Source organism: Streptomyces sp. NPDC047079 (assembly GCF_040643755.1).
Lineage (GTDB): Bacteria > Actinomycetota > Actinomycetes > Streptomycetales > Streptomycetaceae > Streptomyces.
On sequence record NZ_JBEYUZ010000014.1, the window covers coordinates 102388 to 126870 of the forward strand.

Annotated in this window: 21 protein-coding genes and 1 pseudogene; 13 read left to right on the forward strand and 9 right to left on the reverse strand. The window is 71.6% G+C overall.

Features of this window, described 5'->3' with window-relative positions; genetic code table 11:
* Positions 1–120: 120 nt before the first annotated feature.
* The 7 genes from ABZ823_RS19715 (at position 121) to ABZ823_RS19745 (ending at position 5994) form a co-directional block, all read left to right on the forward strand.
* Complete coding sequence (locus ABZ823_RS19715; RefSeq protein WP_361661563.1) at positions 121–420, forward strand: hypothetical protein; 300 nt, start codon at positions 121–123, stop codon at positions 418–420.
* Between the two features lie 57 nt (positions 421–477).
* Positions 478–609, forward strand: coding sequence for a hypothetical protein (locus ABZ823_RS19720; protein ID WP_361661565.1), 132 nt, complete (start codon positions 478–480; stop codon positions 607–609).
* 86 nt (positions 610–695) lie between these two features.
* On the forward strand, positions 696–836 hold the full coding sequence (locus tag ABZ823_RS19725) for a hypothetical protein (RefSeq protein WP_361661567.1): 141 nt from the start codon (positions 696–698) through the stop codon (positions 834–836).
* Positions 833–1657 (forward strand): IS21-like element helper ATPase IstB, encoded by an 825-nt coding sequence (istB, locus tag ABZ823_RS19730; protein WP_361661570.1) that lies wholly within the window; start codon positions 833–835, stop codon positions 1655–1657. Before ABZ823_RS19725 ends, istB begins: the two co-directional genes overlap by 4 nt.
* Entirely contained in the window at positions 1657–3018 is a 1362-nt protein-coding gene (locus ABZ823_RS19735) for a GAF domain-containing SpoIIE family protein phosphatase (protein WP_361661573.1), read from the forward strand. The genes istB and ABZ823_RS19735 overlap by 1 nt, the downstream gene beginning before the upstream one ends.
* A gap of 155 nt (positions 3019–3173) precedes the next feature.
* A complete protein-coding gene (locus tag ABZ823_RS19740) occupies positions 3174–4166 on the forward strand; it encodes an MASE1 domain-containing protein (RefSeq protein ID WP_361661576.1) in 993 nt (330 codons plus the stop codon).
* Positions 4167–4608: 442 nt separating this feature from the next.
* On the forward strand, positions 4609–5994 hold the full coding sequence (locus ABZ823_RS19745) for an MFS transporter (RefSeq protein WP_361661579.1): 1386 nt from the start codon (positions 4609–4611) through the stop codon (positions 5992–5994).
* 126 nt (positions 5995–6120) lie between these two features.
* Here ABZ823_RS19745 and ABZ823_RS19750 read toward each other — a convergent pair whose 3' ends face one another.
* The 4 genes from ABZ823_RS19750 to lnt all read right to left on the reverse strand — a co-directional run bounded on the left by ABZ823_RS19750 (position 6121) and on the right by lnt (position 11111).
* On the reverse strand, positions 6121–8046 hold the full coding sequence (locus ABZ823_RS19750; protein ID WP_361661582.1) for a GAF domain-containing protein: 1926 nt from the start codon (positions 8044–8046) through the stop codon (positions 6121–6123).
* 68 nt (positions 8047–8114) lie between these two features.
* Positions 8115–8915 carry a 3-hydroxybutyrate dehydrogenase gene (locus ABZ823_RS19755; RefSeq protein ID WP_361661585.1) on the reverse strand — a complete coding sequence of 267 codons (801 nt, stop codon included), beginning with the start codon at positions 8913–8915 and terminating at the stop codon, positions 8115–8117.
* A gap of 54 nt (positions 8916–8969) precedes the next feature.
* Positions 8970–9449: an NUDIX domain-containing protein gene (locus ABZ823_RS19760; RefSeq protein WP_361661588.1), complete on the reverse strand. Its 480-nt coding sequence runs from the start codon at positions 9447–9449 to the stop codon at positions 8970–8972.
* A 9-nt stretch (positions 9450–9458) separates the two neighbouring features.
* Positions 9459–11111: an apolipoprotein N-acyltransferase gene (lnt, locus tag ABZ823_RS19765; protein ID WP_361661591.1), complete on the reverse strand. Its 1653-nt coding sequence runs from the start codon at positions 11109–11111 to the stop codon at positions 9459–9461.
* Between the two features lie 218 nt (positions 11112–11329).
* Here lnt and ABZ823_RS19770 point away from each other — a divergent pair, with 218 nt between their 5' ends.
* On the forward strand, positions 11330–12403 hold the full coding sequence (locus ABZ823_RS19770) for an O-antigen ligase family protein (RefSeq protein ID WP_361661594.1): 1074 nt from the start codon (positions 11330–11332) through the stop codon (positions 12401–12403).
* A 21-nt stretch (positions 12404–12424) separates the two neighbouring features.
* On the opposite strand, the gene ABZ823_RS19775 is transcribed toward ABZ823_RS19770, so the two are convergent.
* Positions 12425–12970: a hypothetical protein gene (locus ABZ823_RS19775; protein ID WP_361661597.1), complete on the reverse strand. Its 546-nt coding sequence runs from the start codon at positions 12968–12970 to the stop codon at positions 12425–12427.
* Positions 12971–13069: 99 nt separating this feature from the next.
* Positions 13070–13855, reverse strand: a complete 786-nt coding sequence (locus ABZ823_RS19780) for an aspartate/glutamate racemase family protein (RefSeq protein WP_361661600.1) — start codon at positions 13853–13855, stop codon at positions 13070–13072.
* A 57-nt stretch (positions 13856–13912) separates the two neighbouring features.
* Here ABZ823_RS19780 and ABZ823_RS19785 point away from each other — a divergent pair, with 57 nt between their 5' ends.
* The gene (locus ABZ823_RS19785) at positions 13913–15088 is read left to right on the forward strand and encodes a glycosyltransferase (protein WP_361661603.1); all 1176 of its coding nucleotides are present in this window, start codon (positions 13913–13915) and stop codon (positions 15086–15088) included.
* A gap of 52 nt (positions 15089–15140) precedes the next feature.
* Here ABZ823_RS19785 and ABZ823_RS19790 read toward each other — a convergent pair whose 3' ends face one another.
* Positions 15141–16508 (reverse strand): TerD family protein, encoded by a 1368-nt coding sequence (locus ABZ823_RS19790; protein ID WP_361661752.1) that lies wholly within the window; start codon positions 16506–16508, stop codon positions 15141–15143.
* A gap of 294 nt (positions 16509–16802) precedes the next feature.
* Here ABZ823_RS19790 and ABZ823_RS19795 point away from each other — a divergent pair, with 294 nt between their 5' ends.
* Both ABZ823_RS19795 and ABZ823_RS19800 read left to right on the forward strand, forming a co-directional pair.
* Positions 16803–17261, forward strand: a complete 459-nt coding sequence (locus tag ABZ823_RS19795; RefSeq protein ID WP_361661606.1) for a DUF6643 family protein — start codon at positions 16803–16805, stop codon at positions 17259–17261.
* Between the two features lie 48 nt (positions 17262–17309).
* A complete protein-coding gene (locus ABZ823_RS19800) occupies positions 17310–18137 on the forward strand; it encodes an MOSC N-terminal beta barrel domain-containing protein (RefSeq protein ID WP_361661609.1) in 828 nt (275 codons plus the stop codon).
* 56 nt (positions 18138–18193) lie between these two features.
* Here the strand turns inward: ABZ823_RS19800 and ABZ823_RS19805 are convergent.
* Positions 18194–18433: pseudogene (locus tag ABZ823_RS19805) on the reverse strand (zinc ribbon domain-containing protein); the annotation flags it as partial.
* Between the two features lie 286 nt (positions 18434–18719).
* Here ABZ823_RS19805 and ABZ823_RS19810 point away from each other — a divergent pair.
* Positions 18720–19328 carry a hypothetical protein gene (locus tag ABZ823_RS19810; protein ID WP_361661612.1) on the forward strand — a complete coding sequence of 203 codons (609 nt, stop codon included), beginning with the start codon at positions 18720–18722 and terminating at the stop codon, positions 19326–19328.
* Between the two features lie 123 nt (positions 19329–19451).
* Entirely contained in the window at positions 19452–21893 is a 2442-nt protein-coding gene (locus tag ABZ823_RS19815; protein WP_361661615.1) for a right-handed parallel beta-helix repeat-containing protein, read from the forward strand.
* Here ABZ823_RS19815 and ABZ823_RS19820 read toward each other — a convergent pair.
* Positions 21863–24178: a hypothetical protein gene (locus ABZ823_RS19820; protein ID WP_361661755.1), complete on the reverse strand. Its 2316-nt coding sequence runs from the start codon at positions 24176–24178 to the stop codon at positions 21863–21865. The genes ABZ823_RS19815 and ABZ823_RS19820 overlap by 31 nt on opposite strands.
* Positions 24179–24483 lie beyond the last annotated feature (305 nt).

Here is a 24483-nt window from a genome sequence, read left to right on the forward strand (position 1 = left end):
TGTGCAACATGCCGCTTTCGGCGTAATAGGCGGGTTGGACTGTTTGGCCGCGCCACTCTGTGCGGGTTGATCACGGTCGTGTCAGGAGACTGTGGGTGCACAGATCGCGTGAGTGGCTGTATGAGCGGATCCGCCGGGACAAGCTATCTTTCGGCGCCGAGGAAGCAGCGGCACACCGTCGACCGGGTGCTGCAGCGGCTGGCGGCCGAGCACGATTTCGAGCACGCCTCGTACTCCACGGTCCGGGACTACGTGCGCAGGTGGAGTTGGAGGCGAGGCAGGGGCGCCACCACCTGGAGGGGACGGTGGCCGGGAGAGGAGGCCGAGGTCGATTTTGCGGACCTGTGGCTGGACCTGGCCGGGCAGCGCCGTAAGTGTGTGCTGTTCCCGCTGCGGATGTCGTACTCGGGCAAGGCATGAGGCGTTCTGGGCCGCGGCCAAGAAACGTGCGGGGGAGCGGGAGGGCACCGCACCCGGATGCTGATCGAGGTGCTGCTGTTGCACCGGCAGCTGCCCGCGGATGCGGTGGTGGCGGGCATGGCCACTGCCTTGAAGGTCGGCTCCGTCAGCACCGACCTGGTGGCCATCGAGGCCCCCAAGGCCGTGTAATTGAGGAGGCGGAGGATGCCGGCGATGAGGCGGATGGCGACGGCGGGCACGACGAGCAGGCAGGCGAGGCCGCCTCTGCCGATGAGGTGGCCGGCACGAAGGTGATCTCGCTGCGGACGCGGCGGCTGCCGCCGGACGCGCGCACGGCGCTGCCGGACATGAGCAGGTACGACCGGCTGCTGAAGCCGGTGGCCACCCAGGCGCCGAGGAAGGGCACGAGCGCATGACCCCCACGAAGACCGCCGAGGCCACTGGGGAGCGGGTGGTGCCGGCGAGGATCCCGCTGCCGGGCGATCCGGAGGACGCGCTGATCGATGAGGCATGCCGCGATCTGCGGCTGCCCGCGTTCCGTGAGCGGTTCGTCGAGATCGCGGGCACCGCGCGGCGTGAGCAGGCGTCCTACAGGCACCTGCTGGAGCTGTTGCAGATCGAGGTCGCCGACCGGGAGGTGCGCCGGCAGCAGAGGCTGGTGCGGGCGGCGAAGTTCCCTCGGGCCAAACGGCTGGAGGACTTCGACTTCGAGAAAAACCCCAACGTCCCCCCCGAGCTCATCGGCGAGCTGAAGAACCCGGCCTGGGTGGCCGAAGGCCGCCCTCTGGTCCTGATCGGTGGCAGCGGCACGGGCAAGAGCCACCTCCTGATCGGTATCGGTACAGCGGTCGCCGAAGCGGGCCTGGTCCGCTACACCACGACCTCGGCCCTGGTGAACGAGCTCGCCGAGGCGGACGCGGCCAAGCGCCTGTCCGGTGTGATCGCCCGCTACAGCAAGGTCGACCTGTTGCGCCTGGACGAGTTCGGCTACCTGGACCTGGACAAGAAGAGCGCCAAGCTGCTGCTCCAGATCTTCACCGAGCGGGAGGAACACAAGGCCACCGCGGTGGCCTCGAACGCCCCGTTCAGTGAATGGGACAAGACCTTCACCGACCCCCGGCTGTGCGCGGCAATCGCTGACCGGCTCACCTTCAAGGGAACCCTGATCCAGACCGGCACCGAGTCCTACCGGCTGAAGGTCACCGAGAACGACTACCGGTCCACTGGGCGATCGTGATGGCGCGCGACGCGGAGGGCCAGGGGGCGAAGCGGCAGCCTCCCCCTGACCTGCTGGCCCGTCTGGACGCCGAACTGGGCCGGATCGACGAGCAGCTGAGGGCCCTGGCCGCCGCCAAGCACCGGATTCAGAGCCTGCTGGACGCGGTGGTGGCCATCACCCGGGAGCAGGAGTTGCACGCGGTGCTGCACCGCATCGCGACCACCGCCGTCGACCTGGTCGGCGCCCGCTACGGGGCACTGGGAGTACTTGACGACTCCGGCGAGTATCTCGCACAGTTCATCGCCGTCGGCCTGTCGGAACAGGAACGCGCGGCCCTGGCCGAGGTGGGGTTTCCGCGCGGCCTGGGCGTGCTCGGACACCTGATCCGCCACCCCGAACCCTTGCGGATCAATGACATCTCCTCCCACCCGGCCTCCGCCGGGTTCCCGCCCGGCCACCCACGCCTGCGCACCCTGCTGGGCGTCGCCATCAACGTGCGCGGTGAAATCTACGGCGACCTCTACCTCTCCCAGCGACGCGACGGACTCCCCTTCGACGTGCATGACGAGAACATCGTCGTCGCCCTGGCCAGCGCCGCCGGCATCGCGATCGACAACGTCCGCCTCCTCGAACAGGTCCGCGCCGGATCCGAACAGTTCCAGCGGCGTCTGCTGCCGGCGCTGCCCGACATGCGGCCCTTCGACGCCGCCGCGATCTACCGGCCCGCCGCCGAACCCCACCATGTGGGCGGCGACTGGTACGACGCCATCCTGCTTCCGGACGGCGCCGTGGCGGTCGTCATCGGCGACGTAGTCGGCCACGATCTGCACGCCGCGGCCGCCATGGCCTCTACCCGTCACATGCTGCGCGCTTTGCTGTTCACCCTGCGTACTCCGCCCAGCGCGGTCCTCACCCAGCTCGATCGCACGTTGGAGGCCATCACCGACAACCCCGTCACCACCACCAGCCTGGCGCGCATCGAACCCGCGGGGGCTGCCTGGAGGCTGCACTGGAGCAGCGCGGGCCATATCCCCCCTTTGCTGATCACCCCCGGCCGACGGGCGGAATACCTGTTCGCGGAGCCCGGACTACCGCTGAACGTCGACAGCGGGCAGCCCCGCCCCGACCGCACCCACCCCCTGCCCCCGGACACCACCGTGGTCTTCTTCACCGACGGCCTGATCGAACACCCCCACCACCCCATCGACGAGAGCCTGAACGAACTCGCCGAGCTCGCCACCACCAACGCAGCTCTGCCCCTGCAGGACTTCGTGCAGGCCTTGGCCGACCACCACCCCAGCGACGGGCACGACGACATGGCCGTCCTCGCCCTGCGCACTCCGCACTGGCGCCGCACGGGCCCACAGCAATACGGCTGAAGGCGCAACCCTTTGGGCACGGCCCCGGGCGGTCGCCCGAAGCAATCCCCACAGAGCACATGGCGAAAGGTCACACAGATGAGCGGCGGTGTGGTGGATCCGGCAGGGGCAGTGGACGAGGAACAACCGGGCAAGGCCGATGGGAAGACTTCCCGATGACTGCTGCGAGCCGCGACACGTTCCGGCGCGCCGGCAAGACAGCCCTGCAGATCGGCGCTGTCGCCGCACTGTATTACGCCTCGGGCAAGCTGGGGCTGCTCCAGCAGCTCGTGCGCGGCCAGGTCACACCGTTGTGGCCCCCGACGGGCATCGCGCTGGCCGGCCTGCTCCTGATGGGCCCGCACGTCTGGCCCGGGATCGCTCTCGGTGCCTTCCTGGTCAACATCCCACTCGGGCCATCGACCACCGCCGTGCTCGCGATCACGGCAGGCAACACCCTCGCACCCCTGTGCTCCTACGCCCTCCTTCGCCGTGCCGGGTTCCGCACCCAGATGAACCGCTTCCAGGACGCACTCGCGCTGGACTTCCTCGGCGCGTTCGCCGGCATGCTCATCAGCGCGACGGTGGGCAGCAGCACCCTGCGACTCGCTCATGCTCTGCCCGCCGGCGGGTTCTGGCCTACATGGTGGGTCTGGTGGACCGGCGACGCGATGGGTGTTCTGCTGGTCACGCCGGTGCTGCTCGTACTCCGCTCGGCGCGCTGGAAGGGCACACCACCATCCCGGTGGGGGGAGGGATCGCTGCTTGTGGCGGCCACCGTCGGCGTAGCGCTCCTCGAAACCGCCCCCGTGCCGCTGACCTTCCTTGCCTTCCCGCTGCTGACCTGGGCGGCCTTCCGCTTCCAGCACGCCGGAGCCGCGCCCTGCGCGCTGGTCGTCTCCACCTTTGTGATCGTTGCCGCCACCCGCGGGACAGGCCCATTCGCCGGTCATAGTCTGCTCACCAAGATGATCTCAGTACAGGCATTCAACGGCGCTGCCGCGCTGACCGCGCTGCTGCTCGCCGCAGCCATCACCGAGCGAAACCAGACCCAGGCAGAGATCGAACGGGCCTGCAGGCGACTTGCCGAGCTGGTGGCGAGAACCGCGCGGGACACCGGCGGCCCATCAGCACTTCCCGACGGCGACGAGCAGGAAGAAAACGGCTGACCCACTCGGCCGTCGTGATCAATCGACAGCACCGTCGTGGACAGGCGGCATCCCTCATCCACCGTGCGTCCCGGCCCGGCCCCATGCCGTCGAAAGACGCCATGAGAGACGGCGCAGGCAATGAAGGGCGTGCCCCTCACACCTGCGCTGCGCGCCGCCGCCGAAGCACTGGGCGCAGGGACCGTGAGGAGCGTGGTCAGCAGCAAGTCGGCACGGGAGCCAGCACGGCACCGTCAATCACCCTGAAATGCGCCTCTCGGACGGCACTCGTTTCCGCCGCTTGAAGCGGCCCAGCCACCCTTCCTTGAGCGGGCGTGGGTGGTGGCCGCACGCACAGCCGACCCCTGAACTATGTTGTCCCGCCACATGTGCGCCTGACCTGCATGTTTCTACGGTGTGCCGACACGTATCCGTCCCCACCGCACACGAGGAAGTGGCGCACATGGCCTCCGCAGCATCCGCTCCCCCGACACCGGCGAAGCTCCCACGCATCGTCGCAGCCAGCCTCATCGGCACCACCATCGAGTGGTACGACTTCTTCTTGTACGGATCCGCCGCCGCGCTCGTCTTCAACAAGCTGTTCTTCCCTGACTCCGACCCGCTGGTCGGCACCCTCCTGTCGTTCCTGACGTACGCGGTGGGGTTTGCCGCCCGTCCGATCGGTGCTCTGGTGTTCGGGCACTACGGCGACCGGCTCGGGCGCAAGAAGCTGCTGGTGCTGAGCCTGCTGTTGATGGGCGGGGCGACCTTCGCCATCGGTCTGCTGCCGACGCATGCGACGGTCGGTACCGCCGCCCCCGTACTGCTCACCACGCTTCGGCTGGTACAGGGGTTCGCGCTCGGCGGCGAGTGGGGCGGGGCCGTGCTGCTCGTCTCGGAGCACGGCGACGCGCGGCGGCGCGGCTTCTGGGCCTCCTGGCCGCAGACCGGCGCGCCGGCCGGGCAGCTCCTCGCCACGGGAGTGCTGTCCCTTCTGACCGCCGTGCTCTCCGACAGCGCCTTCGGGACCTGGGGGTGGCGCATACCGTTCCTCCTGTCCGGGGTGCTGGTGATCGTCGGTCTGTGGATTCGTCTGACGGTCGGTGAATCGCCCGTCTTCCAGCAGGCGTTGGCACAGGCCGAGGCCCGGAAGGCGGCCGTGGACACCGATGCGGAGAAGCTGCCGCTGGTGTCCGTCCTGCGTCACCACTGGCGGGACGTGCTGGTCGCGATGGGCGCGCGGATGGCGGAGAACATCAGCTACTACGTGATCACCGCCTTCATCCTCGTCTATGCCACGACCTCGGCCGGGGTGTCCAAGCAGACGGCCCTGAACGCCGTGCTCATCGCCTCCGCCGTGCACTTCGCCGTCATCCCGGCGTGGGGCGCGCTGTCGGACAGGATCGGCCGTCGGCCCGTCTACCTGCTGGGTGCGGCGGGGGTCGGCCTGTGGATGTTCCCGTTCTTCTCGCTCATCGACACCGGCGGCTTCGGCAACCTCCTTCTCGCCGTGACCGTCGGTCTGGTGCTGCACGGGGCGATGTACGCACCGCAGGCGGCCTTCTTCTCCGAGATGTTCGCCACCCGCATGCGGTACTCGGGAGCCTCCATCGGCGCGCAGTTCGCCTCCGTCGCGGCCGGCGCCCCGGCCCCGCTCATCGCCACCGCGCTGCTGTCGGACTACGGCAGTTCGACGCCGATCGCCCTGTATGTGATCGCGGCGGTCGTGGTGACGCTGGTCGCGGTGGGCGTCGCGAAAGAGACTCGCGATCGTGATCTGACCCGGGTCGACGACCCGGCGGACCTCGAGTCCGCGGGGACCCGGCCGGCGAACGCCCGTACCGCCTGATCCCCGGCCCCTCCCACCGGTCCCGTGCGTCGCGGCGTGCGGGACCGGTGTGCGTCCGGTTCGGCTTCGTGTGATCGGTTCGGCGTCCGGTGCGCCGGGGGTGCCGGCCGTCGGCGCGGCTGGGGGTCAGCGACCGGGCAGCGACGCCAACCGGTGCAGCCTCAGGGCCAGTTGTATCTCCAGGGCGCGAGCCGGGCTCTGCCAGTCGTCGCCGAGGAGCCGGCTCACCCGCTCCAGGCGCTGTGCCACCGTGTTCACATGGACGTGCAGCCGGTCCTTGGTGCGGGCCGGGCTCATCCCGGAGTCGAAGTAGGCGTCGAGGGTGCGGACGAGATCGGTGCCGCGCCGTTCGTCGTAGGCGACGACCTGGCCGATCGTGCGCTCGACGTACCCGGAGATGTCTCTGTCTCCGGCGAGCAGCAGTCCGAGGAATCCGAAGTCCTCGGCCGCGGCGCCGTCGCCCGCCCGCCCCAGCAGGCGCAGGGCCTCCAGACAGCGCTGCGCCTCCCTATAGGCCGCGGCCACCCTGTCCGGGCGGGTGGCGAGGTTCTCGATGGGTGCGGAGGCGCCGACGGTGACCGCCTCATGGACGGCGGTGCCCAGCTGGCGGGCGGTGCGGCGGGCGAGGTGCGTCGCGGTGCCGCCGCGCTCCAGGGGCAGCAGCAGGACCGTACCTCCGTCACGGATGGCTGCGAGTCCGTGACGGGTGGCCGCGAGGTGGGACGCGGCGGACCCCAGTCGACGGCGGGCGGCCGCATCCTGGTCGGCGTCGGCCGCCGTGCCGTCGAGGCGGGCGGCGAGCACGACATGCGTGGCGTCGAGATCGGCACGCAGCCGCGCGGCACGCTCGCGCAGGACCCGGGGGTCGCGGTCACGGACGTCGAGGAGATCGTCCAGCAGCTCGCCGCGGACGCGTTGTTCGGCCTCCGCCGCCGAGCGGCGGGCGAGCAGCAGCAGGGACGTGACCATCGCGGCGCGCTCGAGGGTGCGCTGGTCGACGGGGTCGAGCCGCGGATGGCCGCGCAGCACCAGGGCGCCGAGCAGTTCGCCGCCGGCGGCTACGGCGGCGACCCAGTCGTCCCCGTGCCGCACGGCATGGCCCTCGGCGCGGGACGCCTCCAGGGCCGCGTCGGGCGCGGCGTCCGCCTCGGCGAACTCCACCGTGCCGTCGAGGACTTGGGAGACCGCCGCTGCCACGTCGTGGACGCCCCCGCCGCGCAGGACGAGTTCGGCGAGCCGGTCGTGCACCTCGGAGGCCCGCTCGATGACGGCGCTGCCGTCACGGATGATCTCGTTGGCGCTCGCCAGCCGGTCGAGGGCCGAACGGGTCTCGGTGAGCAGGTTCGCGGTGTCGATGGCGGCGGCGGCCAGCGCGGCGAACGAGCCGAGGAGAGCGATCTCCTCCCGCTCGAAGACACGGGCGCGCCGATCGGCGGCGAACAACACCCCGATGACCTGCGGCCCGATCATCAGGGGCACGCCGAGGATCGCGACGAGCCCTTCGTCGCGGACGCCGGAGTCGATCGTCCCTGTGTGCTGGAAGCGGCCGTCCTGGAAGTAGTCGGGCGTCACATAGGGGCGGGCGGTCTGGGCGACGAGTCCGCCGAGCCCCTCGCCCATGCCGAGGCGCAGCTGCTGGAACCGCGCGGCGACCGATCCCTCGGTGACCCTCATATACGTGTCACCGGCGGCCTCGTCGTGCAGGGTCAGATAGGCGACGTCGGTGCTCAGCAGCGACCTGGCGCGCTGGACGATCGCCTGGAGGACTGCGTCGAGGTCACGCAGCCCCGCCAGGTCGTGGGCGGTCTCGAAGAGCGCGGACAGCTCCGCCTCCCGGCGGCGTCTGCCCTCCATCTCCGTACGCACGCGCAGCGCGAGCCGCTTCGCCTGTTCCAGCGCGTCGATGCGCTCGGGCGGCAGGCCCTCGGCGCGGGCGAGCAGCACCGGCTGCTCGTAGGCGTCGGCCGACGCGTCCCGGGCCAGGAGCTCCAGGAACGGGGCCTCGGCAGAGGTGCCGGGGCGTGCCGCGGACTGTACGTGATCGCGTGCCATGCCCCCAGGATGGCCCACCACAGGGCCGGGTCCACCAGCTCTGTGGACAACTCCTGGCATGTTCCCGCTCAGTGTGCCGTCCAGCCGCCGTCGAGAACCAGCGAGCTACCGGTGATGAAGGAGGCCTGTGGGCTGCAGAGATAGGCCACCGCCTCGGCGACCTCCTCCGGTTCGATGAGCCGCTTGACGGCCGTGTCCTGGAGCAGCACCTCGGACAGCACGCGCTCCTCGGGGATTCCGTGCGCCCTCGCCTGGTCCGTGAGCTGTTTCTCCACGAGCGGCGTGCGTACATACGCCGGGTTCACACAGTTCGACGTGACGCCGTGGGGGGCGCCTTCGAGGGCCGCGGTCTTCGAGAGCCCTTCGAGCCCGTGCTTGGCGGCGACGTAGGCCGACTTGAAGGCCGAGGCGCGCAGCCCGTGGACCGACGACACGTTGACGATACGGCCCCAGCTTTGGCCGTACATGTGGGGCAGTGCGCCGCGGATGAGCCGGAAGGGCGCCTCGAGCATCACGGTGAGGACGGTGTGGAAGACGTCGGGCGGGAAGTCCTCCAGGGGCCGTACCAGTTGGAGTCCGGCGTTGTTGACCAGGACATCGGTGCCCGCTGCGGCGAGTTCGGCCGCGTCGAGGTCGGTGAGGTCGAGGACGTGCGGCTCGATGGCGCCGTGCAGGCCGTCGGCCATGCCGGTGAGGGAGTCGAGGCCGGCGGTGTCCCGGTCGACCGCTCTCACCTTGGCCCCGGCGGCCGCCAGCCGCAGCGCGCAGGCGCGGCCGATGCCGCTGGCGGCACCGGTGACGAGGGCGGTGCGTCCGCCGAGGTCGAGCGAGGGAGCGTGGGAGGCCGACAGGGGGCGGGGCTCGGTCATGTGCCAACCCTAGGCAGCACCCCACCCATGCCGCATATGGTCAGCACCCATATCTCATAGGAGACTAGTGGGGTCGAACCATGTGGGTGCATCCGACAGTGCCTGCTTGATCCGCAGCAGGGCGAACTCGTTCAGGTCCGGTAGCGCGTCCACCGCGAACCAGCCCACCTCCAGCGACTCGTCGTCATTGACACGAGCCTCGCCGCCGACGGCGCGGCAGCGGAACGCGATGTCCATGTACTGGCACCGGTCGCCGTTCGCGTACGTCACCGGGGCCAGCGCCTGGACGAGGACGACCCGCTCGGCGACACACCGCACGGCCGTCTCCTCGTACACCTCGCGCACGGCGCAGGCGGCGGGCTGTTCTCCGGGCTCCGGTATGCCGCCGATCACCGACCACTTCCCGTTGTCGGCCCGGCGCCCCAGCAGGACCCTGCCGTCGTCGTCGAAGACCACGGCGGTGACGCCGGGGAGCCAGAGCAACTGATGGCCCGCGGAGGCGCGGATGGTCCTGATGAATTCGGGAGTAGCCATGGAGGGACCCTATCGGGCCGGTTCCGAGACCTCCGGGCCCTGAAGACGGACGTCCTGGACAGCGCGGTGGCGACGGCGCGCCGCGGAAGCCACCGCCCAGCCGAGACCGCCGACCGCGACGAGGACGAGCACCGCCTCGGGAAGCGCGCCGAGTCGCGTGGCGGGGGTCTCGGAGGAACGCAGCGGCACCTTCTGGACGAGCGAGTCGGCCACGAACATCCCGGTCCGCCGGGTGATCCTCCCGTCCGGCATGATGATCGCGCTGACGCCGCTGGTCACCGGGACGGTGACGGTCCGGCTGTGCTCGACCGCGCGCACCCGGGACATGGCGAGTTGCTGGTAGGTCATCTCGCTGCGGTCGAAGGTCGCGTTGTTGCTGGGCACCGAGATCAGCTGGGCGCCGTCCGTGACGGTGGAGCGCACCGTCCAGTCGAAGGCGGCCTCGTAGCAGGTGACCAGCCCGACCTTGGCGTCCGCCATGGTGAACACGCCCGGCTTGTGTCCCTGGCTGAAGTCCTGGCGCACCATCGCCGTCCAGTTCTCGTTGATGGCGCCGAGCAGCGGGCGCAGCGGGAGGTATTCGCCGAACGGCTGGATCTGCCGCTTGTCGTAGGCGTCGACCGGGCCCTTGTACGGGTCCCACAGGATCTGCTCGTTGTAGAGCTTGCCGTCCCGCTCGACGACACCGCCCACCGAGACGGGCGCGCCGATCGCCCTGACAGCGCCGCTGATAACCGCTGCCGCATCGGCGTTGGCGAAGGGGTCGATGTCGGAGGAGTTCTCGGGCCACAGCACCAGGTCGGGCCGCGGAGCCCGGCCCGACCTGACCTTCTCGGCCAGTCGCTCGGTCTCGCGCACGTGGTAGTCGAGAACGGCTCGCCGCTGGGCGTTGAACTCGAGCCCCGAGCGCGGCACGTTGCCCTGGATGACGGCGACGGTCGCGGTGCCGTTCTCGGCCTTGTCACTGACCAGGGAGCGCGCCGCGACGGCGCCGACCACGGGAGCCGCGACGCTCAGCAGGGCCGCAAGGGCAGCCCCGCGCCGCAGGGCACCGGCGTTGCGCCGTCCGTCCATGAGGACACGCACGATCTCGTGGAGACCGAAACCGCACAGCACGACGGCGAAGCCGAGCACGGGGGTGCCGCCCACCGCCGCGAGCGGCAGGAAGACACCGTCCGCCTGGCCGAAGGCGATCTTGCCCCAGGGGAAGCCGCCGAAGGGCACGCGCGCGCGTGCCGCCTCTCCCGCGATCCACAGGGCGGCCGCCCACACCGGCCAGGCAGGGAGCCGGGAGACCAGCGCGGTGCCCGCGCCGACGAGTGCGACGAAGACGGCTTCCACCGCGGCGAGCGCCAGCCAGGGGCCGGAACCGACCTCGACGCCGGTCCACACGAGCAGCGGCAGCAGGAAACCGAGGCCGAACAGGTAGCCGAGGCCGAGGCCCGCCTTCCAGGTGCGGTCGCGCAGGGCCCAGCCGAACACGGCGAAGGCCAAAAGGGCCAGCCACCACAGGCTCCGGGGCGGAAAGCTGACGTAGAGCAGCACTCCGGAGAGCACGGCTGCTGCGGCCGGAAGGAGGCGCTGTGCCCGGCGCGCACCACGGGGTGCGGCCTGGGGTCCGAGCTGTTCCGGCTCGCCCACGGGAGTTGCGGTGACGGTCACCCGGGGAGTCTACGGTGCGTGACCAAACCCCGGACAGCTCGGCCCACTCAGCACTCCACCCCTTCCGCCCATATTTATGCCTATTTATTCCACCCTCCTGCCGCAACGTTCCTGCGCAACTCGTCCACAAACCGGCGCATCACCCGTTATGGTGTGCGCGAGCCTCTGACGTGCGGCTGGACACGGCCGGGACGTGGGGCCCGTCACAGGGGGGCGGGGTGGGATCCACGGGGACGGAGTCCGCGGCCGGGGCCGCGGACGCGGAAGACGAGAGACGAAACGTTTCGGACGCGACGGGCGTCCTCCTTCTCGGTGCGTGCGCGGGTTGGTCGCTGGTCACGGCCGCCGCACACGGCGGGCGGCCCGAGGGCGTCCTGCTCGCGGTGCTGGCCGTCGCTGCCGGCTACTCCTCGGGGCGCATCCTCGGGGCTCTGCTGCCGGTGACCGCACCCGCTGTGGGCGCCCTCTCCGGAGTCGGGCTCGCGGTCGCCGCACCGTACGCGGTGCCGGGCCCGCAGCCCCTCGTACCACTTGGACACGGCGGTGCGCTCGCCGCGCTGCTGACGCTCTCCTCGGGAGCGGCGTGCTGTGCCGCGTGGGCGGCCCGGCACGCGGCGCCACGGTTCGCGCTGCGTGCGTCGGTCGCCGGGATCGCTGGGGTGGCGGCGGCGCTGGACTCGGCGCCGGGCCTCGTGGCGTCCATCGGTGTACTGCTGTACTCGCTCGCCGCGGACCGGACACGACGTCGCGCCGCGGTGCTGACCGCCTTCGCTCTCGTGGCCGCGCTGGTGACCGCGGCGACCTGGGCGATGGCCGGGAACGTCACGCCCGGCGCCCCCTCGGCCCTCCCGGAGGACCAACTCGGCGGGCACCGAGTCCTGCTCTGGCACGACGCGCTGACCCTGACCCGCGAGCATCCGGTACTCGGTGCGGGACCCGGACGCTTCGGCGAACTGAGCCCGGTGGCCACGCAGTCGGCCCTGCCCGACGCCAGGCCCCATTCCGCGTCCCTTCAGCAGGCCGCGGAGCAGGGCCTGATCGGGCTGGCACTTCTCACGGCGGTCTTCTGCTGGTTCCTTTACGCCCTGTGGCGCACACGGCGGCCCACGCCGGTCGCCCTTACGGCCGGCGCGGCGCTGACGGCGCTGGCGGTCATCGCATCGGTGGGCGACGCGCTGAGCTTCACCACGGTGACGGTGGGCGCGGGCCTGCTGGCCGGGATCGCGACGGCGCGCCCGCTCGGGGACGGCGAGGGGGCCGGACGGGCGCCCGAGGGGAGCGGGCCGCCCTGATGGGAGAGACCCGGGTTCCAATCAGTGCGTGGCGCCCGGCAGGCTCGGCTGGAGCCGATCCCGGATGACCCGTACCGCGGACTCGGCGTTGTCGACGGTGATCGTGAAGGTGTGGCCGTCCCACAGCCTCAGAACGACGCCCTCACCACGCCGTACGACGACGGCCGTGCCCTTCTCGGGCCGCCAGCGGTAGCCCCAGCCGCCCCACTGGCGTGGAGTGACCCGGGGGACGAACTCGGCTCCGGCGACGAGCGAGAGCGGGATACGGCGACGCGGCACACCGATGTGGCCGCAGCGCACCTCGAGACACTCCTTGTCGACCTTCACGGCTACATGCACGAACGCGAGCGTGCCGAAGAGGACCAGCAGACCGGCCGCGATACAGCCCACGACGGACATGACCAGTGGGACGATGCCGGACGACCAGGCGGAGTCGACGGCGAGCTGGATACCGAGCGCCATGCAGGCGGCACCGCCGAGCGCGGCGAGCCACTGGGCACGGTTCGTAGCGCGTCCGGTCCAGACCTCGGGCTGCGGGGCCCTGTCACCGTCGAGGTGGTCCCTCATGCCCTCGAGAGTACCCATGTTTCGGTACGCGGGCATGGTGTTGCGCAGCGTCACCGGTGCGGGTGACGGCCGGGGCTCGACCTGGCTCGGGCCCCGTCCTCACCGGGCCGTGCTGACCGCCTGCAGGAGCTTGCCCTCGTCGTACGCCAGCGCCGCCGCCGGAAGGGCGCCTTCGCGGCCGCTGAGCAGTACCGTCACGCCGGCGCCGGCGGTGGCCTGCGGGGCCACGTCCGCACCGATGCGGCGCAGCGCCTGTGCGGCGACGGCGCCGGCGGAACCGTGCAGAACGAGCGGCGGCCGGTCCGGCTGCTGCACGGCGGCGCGGATCCGGTCGGCGACCAGTTCGTAGTGAGTGCAGCCCAGGACCAGGGTCGTCACATCGGCCGGTGTGCGCGCAGCGGCTGCGGCGATGGCCGCGTCGATCGCCGTGTCGTCAGCCTTTTCCACGGCGTCCGCGAGCCCGGGACACGGGACCTCGGCGACCTCGACCCCGCCCGCGAACTCCCGGATCAGACCGCGCTGGTAGGGGCTGCCGGTGGTGGCGGGCGTCGCCCAGATGGCGACCGGTCCGCCGCCCGCCGCGGCCGGCTTGATCGCCGGGACCGTGCCGATGACCGGCAGGCCCGGTTCGAGGAGGACGCGCAGGGCGGGCAGGGCGTGCACGGATGCCGTGTTGCAGCCGACGATCAAGGCCTCGGGCCGGTGGGCGGCGGCGGCCTCGGCGACGGCCAGGGCCCGTTGGGTGACGTCCTCGGGCGTACGGGGCCCCCAGGGCATTCCCTCGGGGTCCAGCGAGAGCACGAGATCTGCGTCAGGCCGCAGACGCCGGACCGCCGCGGCGGCCGGCAGCAGTCCGATTCCGGAGTCCATCAGCGCGATCTTCACCCGGCAACCATAGACGATGGGCCGCGTTGGACCGCCCCGTGGGGCAGACTGCGACGGGTGACTGCCCTTGCGTGGATCGCCGTCGTATCACTGGCCTCCTGGTTGTGGCTGCTGCTCGGCCAGGGCTTCTTCTGGCGTACGGATTTGCGGTTGCCGCCGCGCCGGGAGCCGGAGTCGTGGCCGTCCGTCTGTGTCGTCGTACCGGCGCGGGACGAGGCAGCGGTCCTGCCCCGCAGCCTTCCGTCATTGCTGAGGCAGGACTATCCCGGACAGGCCGAGGTCATCCTGATCGATGACGGCAGCTCGGACGGCACCGGAGAGCTGGCCCGCACGCTGGCCGAGCGGTACGGCGGGCTGCCGCTCGCCGTCGACTCCCCCGGTGAACCTCCCGCGGGGTGGACGGGCAAGCTGTGGGCCGTGCGGCACGGAATCGCCCTCGCACGCACGCGTGCCCCCGAGTACCTCCTCCTGACGGACGCCGACATCGCGCACGCGCCCGACAGTCTGCGCGAGTTGGTGGCGGCGGCGCGCACCGGCGGTTTCGATCTGGTCTCGCAGATGGCTCGGTTGCGGGTCGACAGCGTCTGGGAACGGCTGGTCGTGCCCGCCTTCGTGTACTTCTTCGCGCAGCTGTACCCCTTCCGGTGGATCGCGGTACAGGGATCGCGGACGGCGGCCGCCGCGGGCGGCTGCGTGCTGCTGCGTACGGAGGCGGCCGAGCGCGCGCGGATTCCCGAGGCCATCCGGCAGGCCGTGATCGACGACGTGGCGCTCGCTCGGGCGGTCAAGGCAAGCGGCGGCCACATCTGGCTGGGGCTGGCCGACCGGGTCGACAGCGTGCGTCCGTACCCGCGGCTGCACGACCTGTGGCGGATGGTCTCGCGCAGTGCCTACGCGCAGCTGCGGCACAGTCCGCTGCTGCTCGTCGGAACCGTGCTGGGACTCACCGTCGTCTACCTCGTGCCGTCCCTTGCGCTCATCATGGGAGTGGTCAACGGCGACCTGGCGGCGATGGTGGTCGGCGGGCTCGCCAAACTGGTGATGACGGCGACGTACATCCCGATGCTGCGTTACTACCGCCAGCCGCTGTGGCTCGGGGTGCTGCTGCCGGTCACCGCCCTTCTGTACCTGCTGATGACGGTCGATTCGGCGGTGCAGCACTACCGGGGGCGCGGCGCGGCGTGGAAGGGCCGCACCTATGCCCGTCCCGACGCGGCGCTCGAGGAACAGTGAGCGGGCGGCTCGTCGGCACGGGGGGGGCCGCTCGCCCGGGCGGGAGGGTCGCTCACTTCCTGCCAGGAGTCCAGTTCATGCCCCAACCGTAGGCGCGGTCGATCGTGCGCTGGGGGCTCACGCCCCGCTCGGGGACCAGATAGCGGGCCTCGCGCTGGACGACCAGGTCGCCGCCGGTGTTCGTGATGAGGGCGAGCGCGCACACGGTCGAGGGCACCGTGCACTCGTCCAGGGAGAACTCGATGGGTGCGCCGTGCTGCGGGCGGAGCGTGACCGTGGCGTGCAGGTCGGCGAAGGAACGGGCGCCTTCGTAGATGGTGACGAAGATGAGAATGCGCCGGAAACTCCGCTTGTGGTCGAGGTTGACGGTGAGGTTCTCGCCGGTTTCCACGGAGCCGGTGCGGTCGTCGCCGTCGAGGTGGATGTACGGCGGCCGGTGCAGCGCCCCGAAGGCGTTGCCCAGTGCCTGGACGACCCCCTTGCTGCCGTCGGACAGCTCGTAGAGCGCGCACAGATCCAGATCCAGGTCTCTGTGCAGGGCCACCGCCCGGCCGCGCTTGCCGCTCCGTCCCGAGAACTGCTTGCGCGTCTGCCAGTTGAGGTTCACCCGCAGGGCGCCGGAGGTGCCGCCCTGCTTGGTCAGGGAGACCGACGGGGCCTGCTTGGTGAGCATTACCTTGGTGAGGCGGACCGGGGCCGAAGGGGCGGACGGCGGGTCCTGGGGCGGGAACGGCGCACCGCGGGCACCCGAAGAAGCCGGGGCGGCCGCCGACGGGGAGGGCGGCGCCACGGGCGGGACGTCAGCGGCCACCGGCGGTGCGGCGGGCGCGGGCAAGGTGGGCGGCGGACTGGTCGGGGCGTCCGGCCGGCCGACGCCGGTGGCGGACGGGGGCGGAGCGTGCTGGGGCTCGTCGACCGTGATCCCGTAGTCGGTGGCCAGGCCCTCGAGTCCGCTGCTGTATCCCTGTCCGACCGCCCGGAACTTCCAGGCGCCCTGACGACGGTAGAACTCCCCCAGGACCAACGCGGTTTCGACGGTCGCGGCGGGGTCGAAGCGCGCCAGCTCCGTACCTTGGCGGGCGTCGAGCACCCGGATGTACAGGCCGGGGACCTGCCCGAACGTTCCGCCGTCGGCGGAGGCGACGAGCACCACGGTCTCGATCGCGGGCTCCACGCGCGCGAGGTCGACGAGGAGAGAGTCGATCACCCGGCCGCCCAGGTCCCGCTTGCCCTCGTGGCGCACCGCGCCGGAGAAGTGGGCCGGCTGGTTGTAGAAGACGAAATCGGCGTCGGTGCGGACCTTCCCGGACACCAGCAGGAGCGCCGAGGCGTCCGCGTCGGGGATGCCCGGCCCGGAACGCCGGCCCAACTCGACGCGCAGGGCCGTCGTCGGCACCTGAAGGTTCGATCCTTTCGGCATTGGCATGTCCGCCCCCATCACGTTTCGGTCCGCCTGCAAGAGATCCGGTCGGTCTCCCGCATCGTCCCGCCAACCTATTCTCCCGGGCACCGAACGCCCACGACCCGCACCGAAGACCGATGCTCAACCGCCGGTAACCCGCGCTCAACTCGGCCTTTACACGATCCAAACGCCGTTTGCTGCCCTTTTTTGCCAACTTCGCTCGCATTGGGGATCCCGCGTCACCCCGGGCACGGAAAACAACCCTCTTATCGGTCTCCCCAACCAGCACATCGTGGGCTTAACTTATGTGCCATGACCTCCCCCCGCTCCACCTATGGCGGCGGTTACTACTCCGCGTCGCCCTTCCCGGACACTCCGATCTACGACAAGCTCGTCGCCGAGCGGGGCACCCCGCAGATCGCTCCGATCCGGGTCCCCTCCGCTTACGAGACGCCGGGCAGCAACTTGCCCGCACTGCCGTCGGCGCTCCCCGCGCTGCCGGCCGGACCGTCCCACCAGGCCCCGGCCTACGGCTACCCCCAGGCACCGCAGCCCGCCCACCTGCAGCAGGCCCACCTGCAGCAGGCCCCGACCGCGTACATCCCGCAGCAGGCGGGTCCGCGCGGCTACCCGGGCCCCCAGCAGATGCAGCAGCCGCGCCCGATGGCCACCGGCACCGGCTACGAGGCGATGCGCCCCGCAGCCCCGCGCCCGGCCCCGACGCCGTACCAGGATCCGTACAACAACGGCCAGCACTACCGCGGATACTGATCCGTCTCGTGACGTGAGGCCGTCGTTGCACGATGGCACGATGGCCTCATGTCGACGCCAGCGCTGCACTCGATTCACGTCCACCCGGTCAAGGCACTGCGGGGCCAGGAGCTTCGCGAGGCCGTGGTGGAGCCATGGGGGCTGTCCGGGGACCGGCGCTGGGCTCTGATCGACGAGGCGGGCAAGGTCGTGACCCAACGCGAGCAGCCACGCCTCGCTCTGGCCGCCGCCGAGCTCCTTCCCGGCGGCGGTATCCGGGTGTCCGCCTCCGGCCTGGAGCCGCTGAGCGTGCCCGTGCCCGAACCGGTCTGCACGACGACCGCGAAGTGGGCGCGAGAGAAGTTCGAAACGGTTCCGGCCGCGCCCGGGGCCGGCGAGTGGTTCAGCACCTACCTCGGTGAGCATGTGACCCTCGTCCACCTCGACGACCCCGCACATCGCCGCCCGATCGACGATCCGCCGTACGGGCGCCCGGGCGAGACCGTCAGCCTGGCCGACGGCTATCCGCTGCTGCTGACCAACCTCGCCTCCCTGAACGCCCTGAACTCCCTGATCGCACAAGGTGATCACCCGGACGAGGGCCCGCTGCCCATGAACCGGTTCCGGCCGAACGTCGTCGTATCCGGCTCGGCGCCCTGGGCGGAGGACGACTGGGAGCGGATCGCCATCGGCGAGGTCGAATTCCGGGTGGCCAAGATGTGCGGGCGCTGTGTCGTGACGACCACGGACCAGGCCACCGCCGAACGCGGCAAGGAGCCCCTGCGCACCCTCGGCCGCCATCGGCGCTTCGGCGGCAGGCTGATCTTCGGCCAGAATCTGGTGCCGCTGACACGCGGCACGGTCCACGTCGGCGATCCGGTCGTGATCCTCGGTTGACTTCCTCCCCCTCGTGTACGAGGAGGTCCCTACGGCTCGCGCCGTGGGGTTTTCTGCTTCGCCGCGTTCACGTCCCGGTCATGGACCGTGCCACAGCTGTCACACGTCCAGGCACGGACGTGCAGCGGCATCGCCTCGGCGAGGCTGCCGCAGTGGGAGCACAGCTTGGAGGAGGGGAAGAAGCGGTCCATGATCCGCGTTCGTGATCCTTGAGTGAACCGGGGGCGCCCGAACGCCCCGACCCGGCCGCTCCCCCGCCCGCCGGCTCCCCCATCCTCACCCGACGGCTCCCCCATCCGGCCGGCTGCCTCGCCCGGGCGCTTCCCTCGGCCGACGACTCCCCGCGCGCCCGCGTCCCTCAGCCCGACGACTCCTGAAGACCTCCGTCCGACCGAGGAGGAGCGGGGTCCGTGCCACGCCGGAGGCGGGAACCCGGACAACCCGCACGCTCGTTGAGTGGGTGTGAGACGTTCATGAGGGACCTGTGAGGCACAAGAGGGGTGATCTGGCTCTCTCTTCACCGGTCCCGCATATGAACGGGCGGGTACGGGGGTTATGACGGATGCGGAAGGGGGGTGCGGGATGGTGCGAGCAATCGTCGGCCTGTGGCGCTGGCGGCGCAATCCGCTGCGCCGTACCACCGATCTCGTCGAGGCCTGGTTGGCGCTGGTCGGCCTGGTGCTGTCGCTCGTCGCCGCACCGCTGGCGGGAGACGTGGTCGGGACAATCGCCCAGAACTCCCTTCAGCGGTCCGTACGGGACCAGCACCGCACCCACCACTTGGTGGAGGCCACCGTCATCAAGCGGCTCAACCGTTCCCCGGTGGAGTCGGATCCGGAATCCCCCGCGACGCGGCGGAGACAGAGCCGCGTGCTCGCCGGCTGGACCGGCCCCGACGGCACCACTCGGCACGGCACGGTCCTGGCCGACCTCGGCTCCCCGCACCGGGGCGACCACTTCGCCCTCTGGACGGACGAACACGGCCGCATGGTGCCCAGCCCGCTGGACAGGGCCACCGCGACAACGCATGCCGTGCTGGCCGGCTTCGGCGCGGCCGCGGTGACCGTGGGGCTGATAGAGGGTGGCCGCCGCCTGATCGTCTGGCGTATGGTCCGGCGCCGGTACGCCCGCTGGGACCAGGCATGGGACAAGGCGGGTCCGGACTGGGGCCGTACGGGGACGGGCAGTTGACGGCCCCCGGACTCCGGTCAACCAGCCGCGTCGGCGCACGCTACGGTGGACCGACCGGGCTGTTCGGCTGTCCGGCATCTTCGCGAGAACCCGCGTGAGCAGAGGTGGGGGCACAGCAACGCCATGGCACAGGGCACGGTCCAGGTGACGCACACCGGCACATCGCGGTGGCGCCGCCGCACGGGTGAGTACGCATCGCTCGCCGCCGCCCTGGAGGCCGCGGGCGACGGCGACGTCCTCACCGTCGCCCCCGGAACCTACCGGGAGAACCTCGTCGTGCAGCGGGCGGTGACGCTGCGCGGTCCCGAGGGCTCCCCCGGCTCCGTGCGGATCGCGCCGGTGGACGGCGTGCCGTTGACCGTGCGGGCCTCCGCCGTGGTCCAGGACCTGCATGTCGAGGGCCAGGACGCGGCCGCGCCCGCGCTCCTCGTCGAAGGGGGCACCCCGGAGCTGGTGGATGTGCGGATCATGACGCGGTCCGCGGCGGGCATCGAAGTCCGCGGCGGCGCGCGGCCCACGGTCCGCCGCTGCACGGTCGACAACCCGGCCGGTATCGGCATCGCCGTCGTCGACGGCGGCGGCGGGGTGTTCGAGGAGTGCGAGGTCGTGGCCGCCGCCCAGTCCGGCGTCGCGGTCCGCGGCGGCGCGCACCCGCGGCTGGAGCGCTGCCGGGTGCACCACACCTCGGGCGCCGGTCTGTCGGCGACCGGTGAGAATTCCGCGCTGGAAGCGGTCGGTTGCGAGGTGTACGAGGTCCGGGGCTCCGGAGTGCAGGTCACGGGCCGGGCCACGGCGCATCTGACGGACTGCGATGTACACCGGACCACCGCTGACGGCATCACGCTGGACACCGACGCGGTGCTGACGCTCGCCGACTGCCGCATTCACGACATCCCGGAGAACGCGATCGACCTGCGTTCCCGTTCGGTGCTCACGCTCACCCGCACGACGGTGCGGCAGTTCGGGCGTAACGGACTGTCGGTCTGGGACCCGGGCACCCGCGTGGACGCCAACCAGTGCGAGATCTTCGACAGCACCGGCGACTATCCGGCGGTGTGGGTCAGCGACGGCGCCACCGCGGTCCTCGAGTCGTGCCGGGTGCACGACGTGCCGGACGCCCTGTTCGTCCTCGACCGCGGTTCACGCGCGGACGTCGTGGACAGCGACCTCACCCAGGTGCGCAACACCGCGGTGTCGGTGAGCGACGGCGCCACCGCTCAGCTGGACGACTGCCGGATCCGGGACGCGGCGACGGGCGCCTGGTTCCGGGACCACGGCAGCGGCGGCACGCTGTCGGGCTGCACCATCGACGGCACCCAGACGGGCGTGATCGTCACCAAGGGCGCCGATCCCACCATCGAGCGCTGCACGGTGACCTCACCGACGGAGGCGGGCTTCTACGTGTCCGCCGGCGGCCGGGGCAGCTTTCTGAACTGCCGGGTCACTGGCAGCGGTGGCTACGGCTTCCATGTGATCGACGGCTGTCGTGCGACGCTGCGGAAGTGCCGCACGGAGCGCTGCGCGCGCGGGGGTTACGAGTTCGCTGACGGCGGCCCCGGCGCACCCGGTGGCGGGGGCGCGGTAGTCGAGGACTGCACCAGCGACGAGAGCGCAGGAATGCGGCCGGTGGTGGCCCAGGAGACCGCCGTGCAGCCGACGACGCAGTCGGCCGGTCTGCTCGGCGCGATTCCCGGCCAGCGCGCCACCGAACAGGAGCCCCTCCTCGCGGTGGCTCCCGAACCGGAGAAGCCGACGCGCTCGTCGAAGACCGTGCTCGGGGAACTGGACGCGCTGGTGGGCCTGGAGAGCGTCAAGCGCGAGGTACGCGCACTCACCGACATGATCGAGGTGGGGCGCCGCCGGCAGCAGGCAGGCCTGAAGGCGGCATCCGCCCGCCGGCATCTGGTGTTCACGGGCTCCCCCGGCACCGGCAAGACGACGGTCGCCCGGCTCTACGGCGAGATCCTGGCGTCGCTCGGTGTGCTGGAGAAGGGCCATCTCGTGGAGGTGTCCCGGGTCGACCTGGTCGGCGAGCACATCGGCTCCACGGCCATCCGTACCCAGGAAGCCTTCGACCGGGCGCGCGGCGGTGTGCTGTTCATCGACGAGGCGTACGCGCTGTCCCCCGAGGACTCCGGGCGGGACTTCGGGCGTGAGGCGATCGACACCCTGGTGAAGCTGATGGAGGACCATCGGGAGGCGGTCGTGGTGATCGTCGCGGGCTACACGGCCGAGATGGAGCGGTTCCTCTCCGTCAACCCCGGTGTGGCATCCCGCTTCTCACGGACCATCACCTTCGGTGACTACGGGGCCGAGGAGCTGCTGCGGATCGTGGAACAGCAGGCCGAGGAGCACGAGTACCGGCTGGGCCCTGGAACCACCGAGGCACTGCTGAAGTACTTCTCGGCGATCCCCAAGGGACCGACGTTCGGCAACGGGCGTACCGCACGTCAGACCTTCGAGGCGATGGTGGAGCGGCACGCGGGCCGGGTCGCCCAGTTGGCGGAGCCCAGTACGGAGGACCTGACCCTGCTCTACCCGGAGGATCTGCCGGAACTGCCCTGAGCGGCGTCCCCGTACCCCTCGTCGTCCGGGCCCGCAGCGGCGTGTCCGGGAGCGGCACGTCCGGGCTCGCCCGGATCGGGGAGTTCGTGGGCGGGACGCGGTCGGGGGAGTCCGGGCCGCAGTCGTGCCAGCAGCAGTGCGCGTTCCTCGGCGAACGCCGGGTCCGCCTGGTAGTCGCCGTGCCCGAGAATCGGTGCGGGCAGCGGATGACGGGCGGTGCGGCCGTAGGCGAGCGGGTCCCTGAGCGGTGCGCGGTCCACCTGAGGACCGCAGTCACCGGGCAGCCGAATCGGCCCGCCGATCGGGTCGGTGGGGCGGTAGAGGTTACGCCAGCAGTCGACGTCGCGATGCAGGGAGCTCAGGGCGGCCGGGCCGAAGTAGGCCGGGAACCACCGCCCGTACAGCCGCTCGAGCGGTGAGCCGTACGTCAGCAGGCCCACCCGTCCACGCACGGAGGGGTTCAGCTGCCAGGCCGCGGCAGCCGCCAGCACGCTGCCCTGGGAGTGGCCGGACAGCACGATCCGCCCGCCGGTGCCCCGCGTCCAGGTGGCCATCCGCCAGGTCAGGTCGGGCACCGCGCGCTCGGCGTAGCAGGGTGGGGCGAAGGGGTGGGCGGCCCGCGGCCAGAAAGTGCCGACGTCCCACAGGATGCCGATGGTGCGGCGCGCGGAGGCGTCCTTGTAGGCGCGGCGGCCCCAGGTGACGAAGACGAGGAAGCCGACGCCCACCAGCCAGGAACCCAGCGTCTGCGCGGTCTCGGCGGCTCCCCGGACAAAGGGGTGCGCGGCGTGCGCGGCGCCGACCGGCGTGTCGTCGGTGGCGAAGGAACCCACCAGGGCGGCCGCGCCGAGGAGCAGGGTCATGGCGGACGTGACCCCGACGACGAGCGGGGCCCGGTCGGTGAGGGTGGCCATCGCGCGGGTGCCCGCGATGCGCAGGGTGCGGGCCGTGTCGGTGGGCTCGTCCGGGTGCTCGAGCTCGACCTCGGCCGCCTCGGCGCGCCGCAGCAGCCAGGTGCGCCGGGCCAGCCGGACGGTCAGACCCAGCAGGACGAGCAGCAGCGGCGGGATGGTGGACGCCTGCCAGGTGAGCAGGACCGGCGGGCCGGCCGGCGAGTGGCCCGTGCCGTCCAGCCAGTCGGCGACCCGCTGGGCCACGCCGCCGGACATCACTCCGCCGAGTGCACAGGCCAGCAGCGCGACGGAGGGTCCGGCCAGTCCGCGCAGCGCGGTGCGGGTGTCGGGGTGGGCGCGGTACAGGAGGTGCGCGACGACGCCGAGCGCGAGGACCAAAAGCCCCTGCGTCAGCGTCAGCGCGCCGAACGCCGAGGCGCCCGGCAGCCGTCCTTCCGACCGGCGGCCGGGACGCGACCATCCCGCGTAGACCATGGCCGCGACGAGCAGCGCGAGCGCGCCCGCGGGCAGCAGGCGCACCACCGCGCCGTCGAGTTGCCGGTCGAGCCGGTTCTCGGTGCGTCCCCGTCGGCACACCACGCCCACCACCAGCCCCCCGGCCGCGACCAGGGTGACCTCCAGCAGCAGACCGAGTGACTCCAGCGCGACCGCGCCGTGGCGGCGGTCGTCGTGCGCGGCCGAGACGGTGAGCGCGGCGGCCACGGTGAGAAAGCCGGCGGCGGTGTGGGCGGCGCGGAGCCGGGCCACGAGGCGGCGCCCGTACCAGAACCCGGGGCGGCCGAGCGCGGGGCGGTGGGGTTCCTCTTCGGGCTCGGGCGGGCGAGGGAGCGGCTGCTGGGACTCGTAGGCACCCCAGGTGCGGTGCGACAGATACCAGAGCAGGCCGGTGAGCGCGGCGGGCGCCAAGGACGCCAGGGCCAGGCGTCGTCCGGGCAGGCTCCACCAGCCGGCTCCGGAGCCGGCTGGGGAGAGAAAACCGAGCCAGGAGTGGCGACGGGCGCACGCGGCGGTGCCCGCGCACTGCCAGGCGACCAGGTCCATGGCCACCTCGCAGGCGGCGGCGACCAGCAGCACGGTCAGGGTGAGCCCGATGAGCCGCACGATCACCGCGTAGAGACGGACGGTCAGTGGACGGTTCGTCGTCGTGGGCCGCATCCAGTGGGCCAGGTTCGCCACCATGAACGGCAGCAGCAACAGCCACAGGGCCCGCGAGGCGTTCCCCGAGGTGAGGTTGCACCAGACATACGCCTCGGGGACCGGGTCGCCGCGTCGGTCCCCCGGGTGGAGCTCCGCGTCGGCGTCGTCGGCGCGCCGGTACACGGCGGCCGTGTCGTCGCCGGTGATCCGGACCGTCCGTGGGTCGCCGAGCATCTCGTCGGGCGTGGTGCCGCCGACGCCGTGGACCCGGAGTTCCAGGGCCGTCGCGACCTCCGCGGGCGCCTGTCCGCCGGCGCCGCGGTTCTCCTCGTGTCTGCCTGCACGCTCCACTGTTCCGCACTTCCCCCGTGCCGCATACGGTGTGTGTCCGCAGGCAGAGGATCTCCTCCCGCGCGGCGGCGCACACACGTCGTCACGGAATCTCCCCGATATGCGTGACGCCCACGGACAGTGGACGGGAACGCCGCGGATGCGGCGGACGGGGATGTGCGGGGCAGGGCGCGGGGACCGTCCGGGGC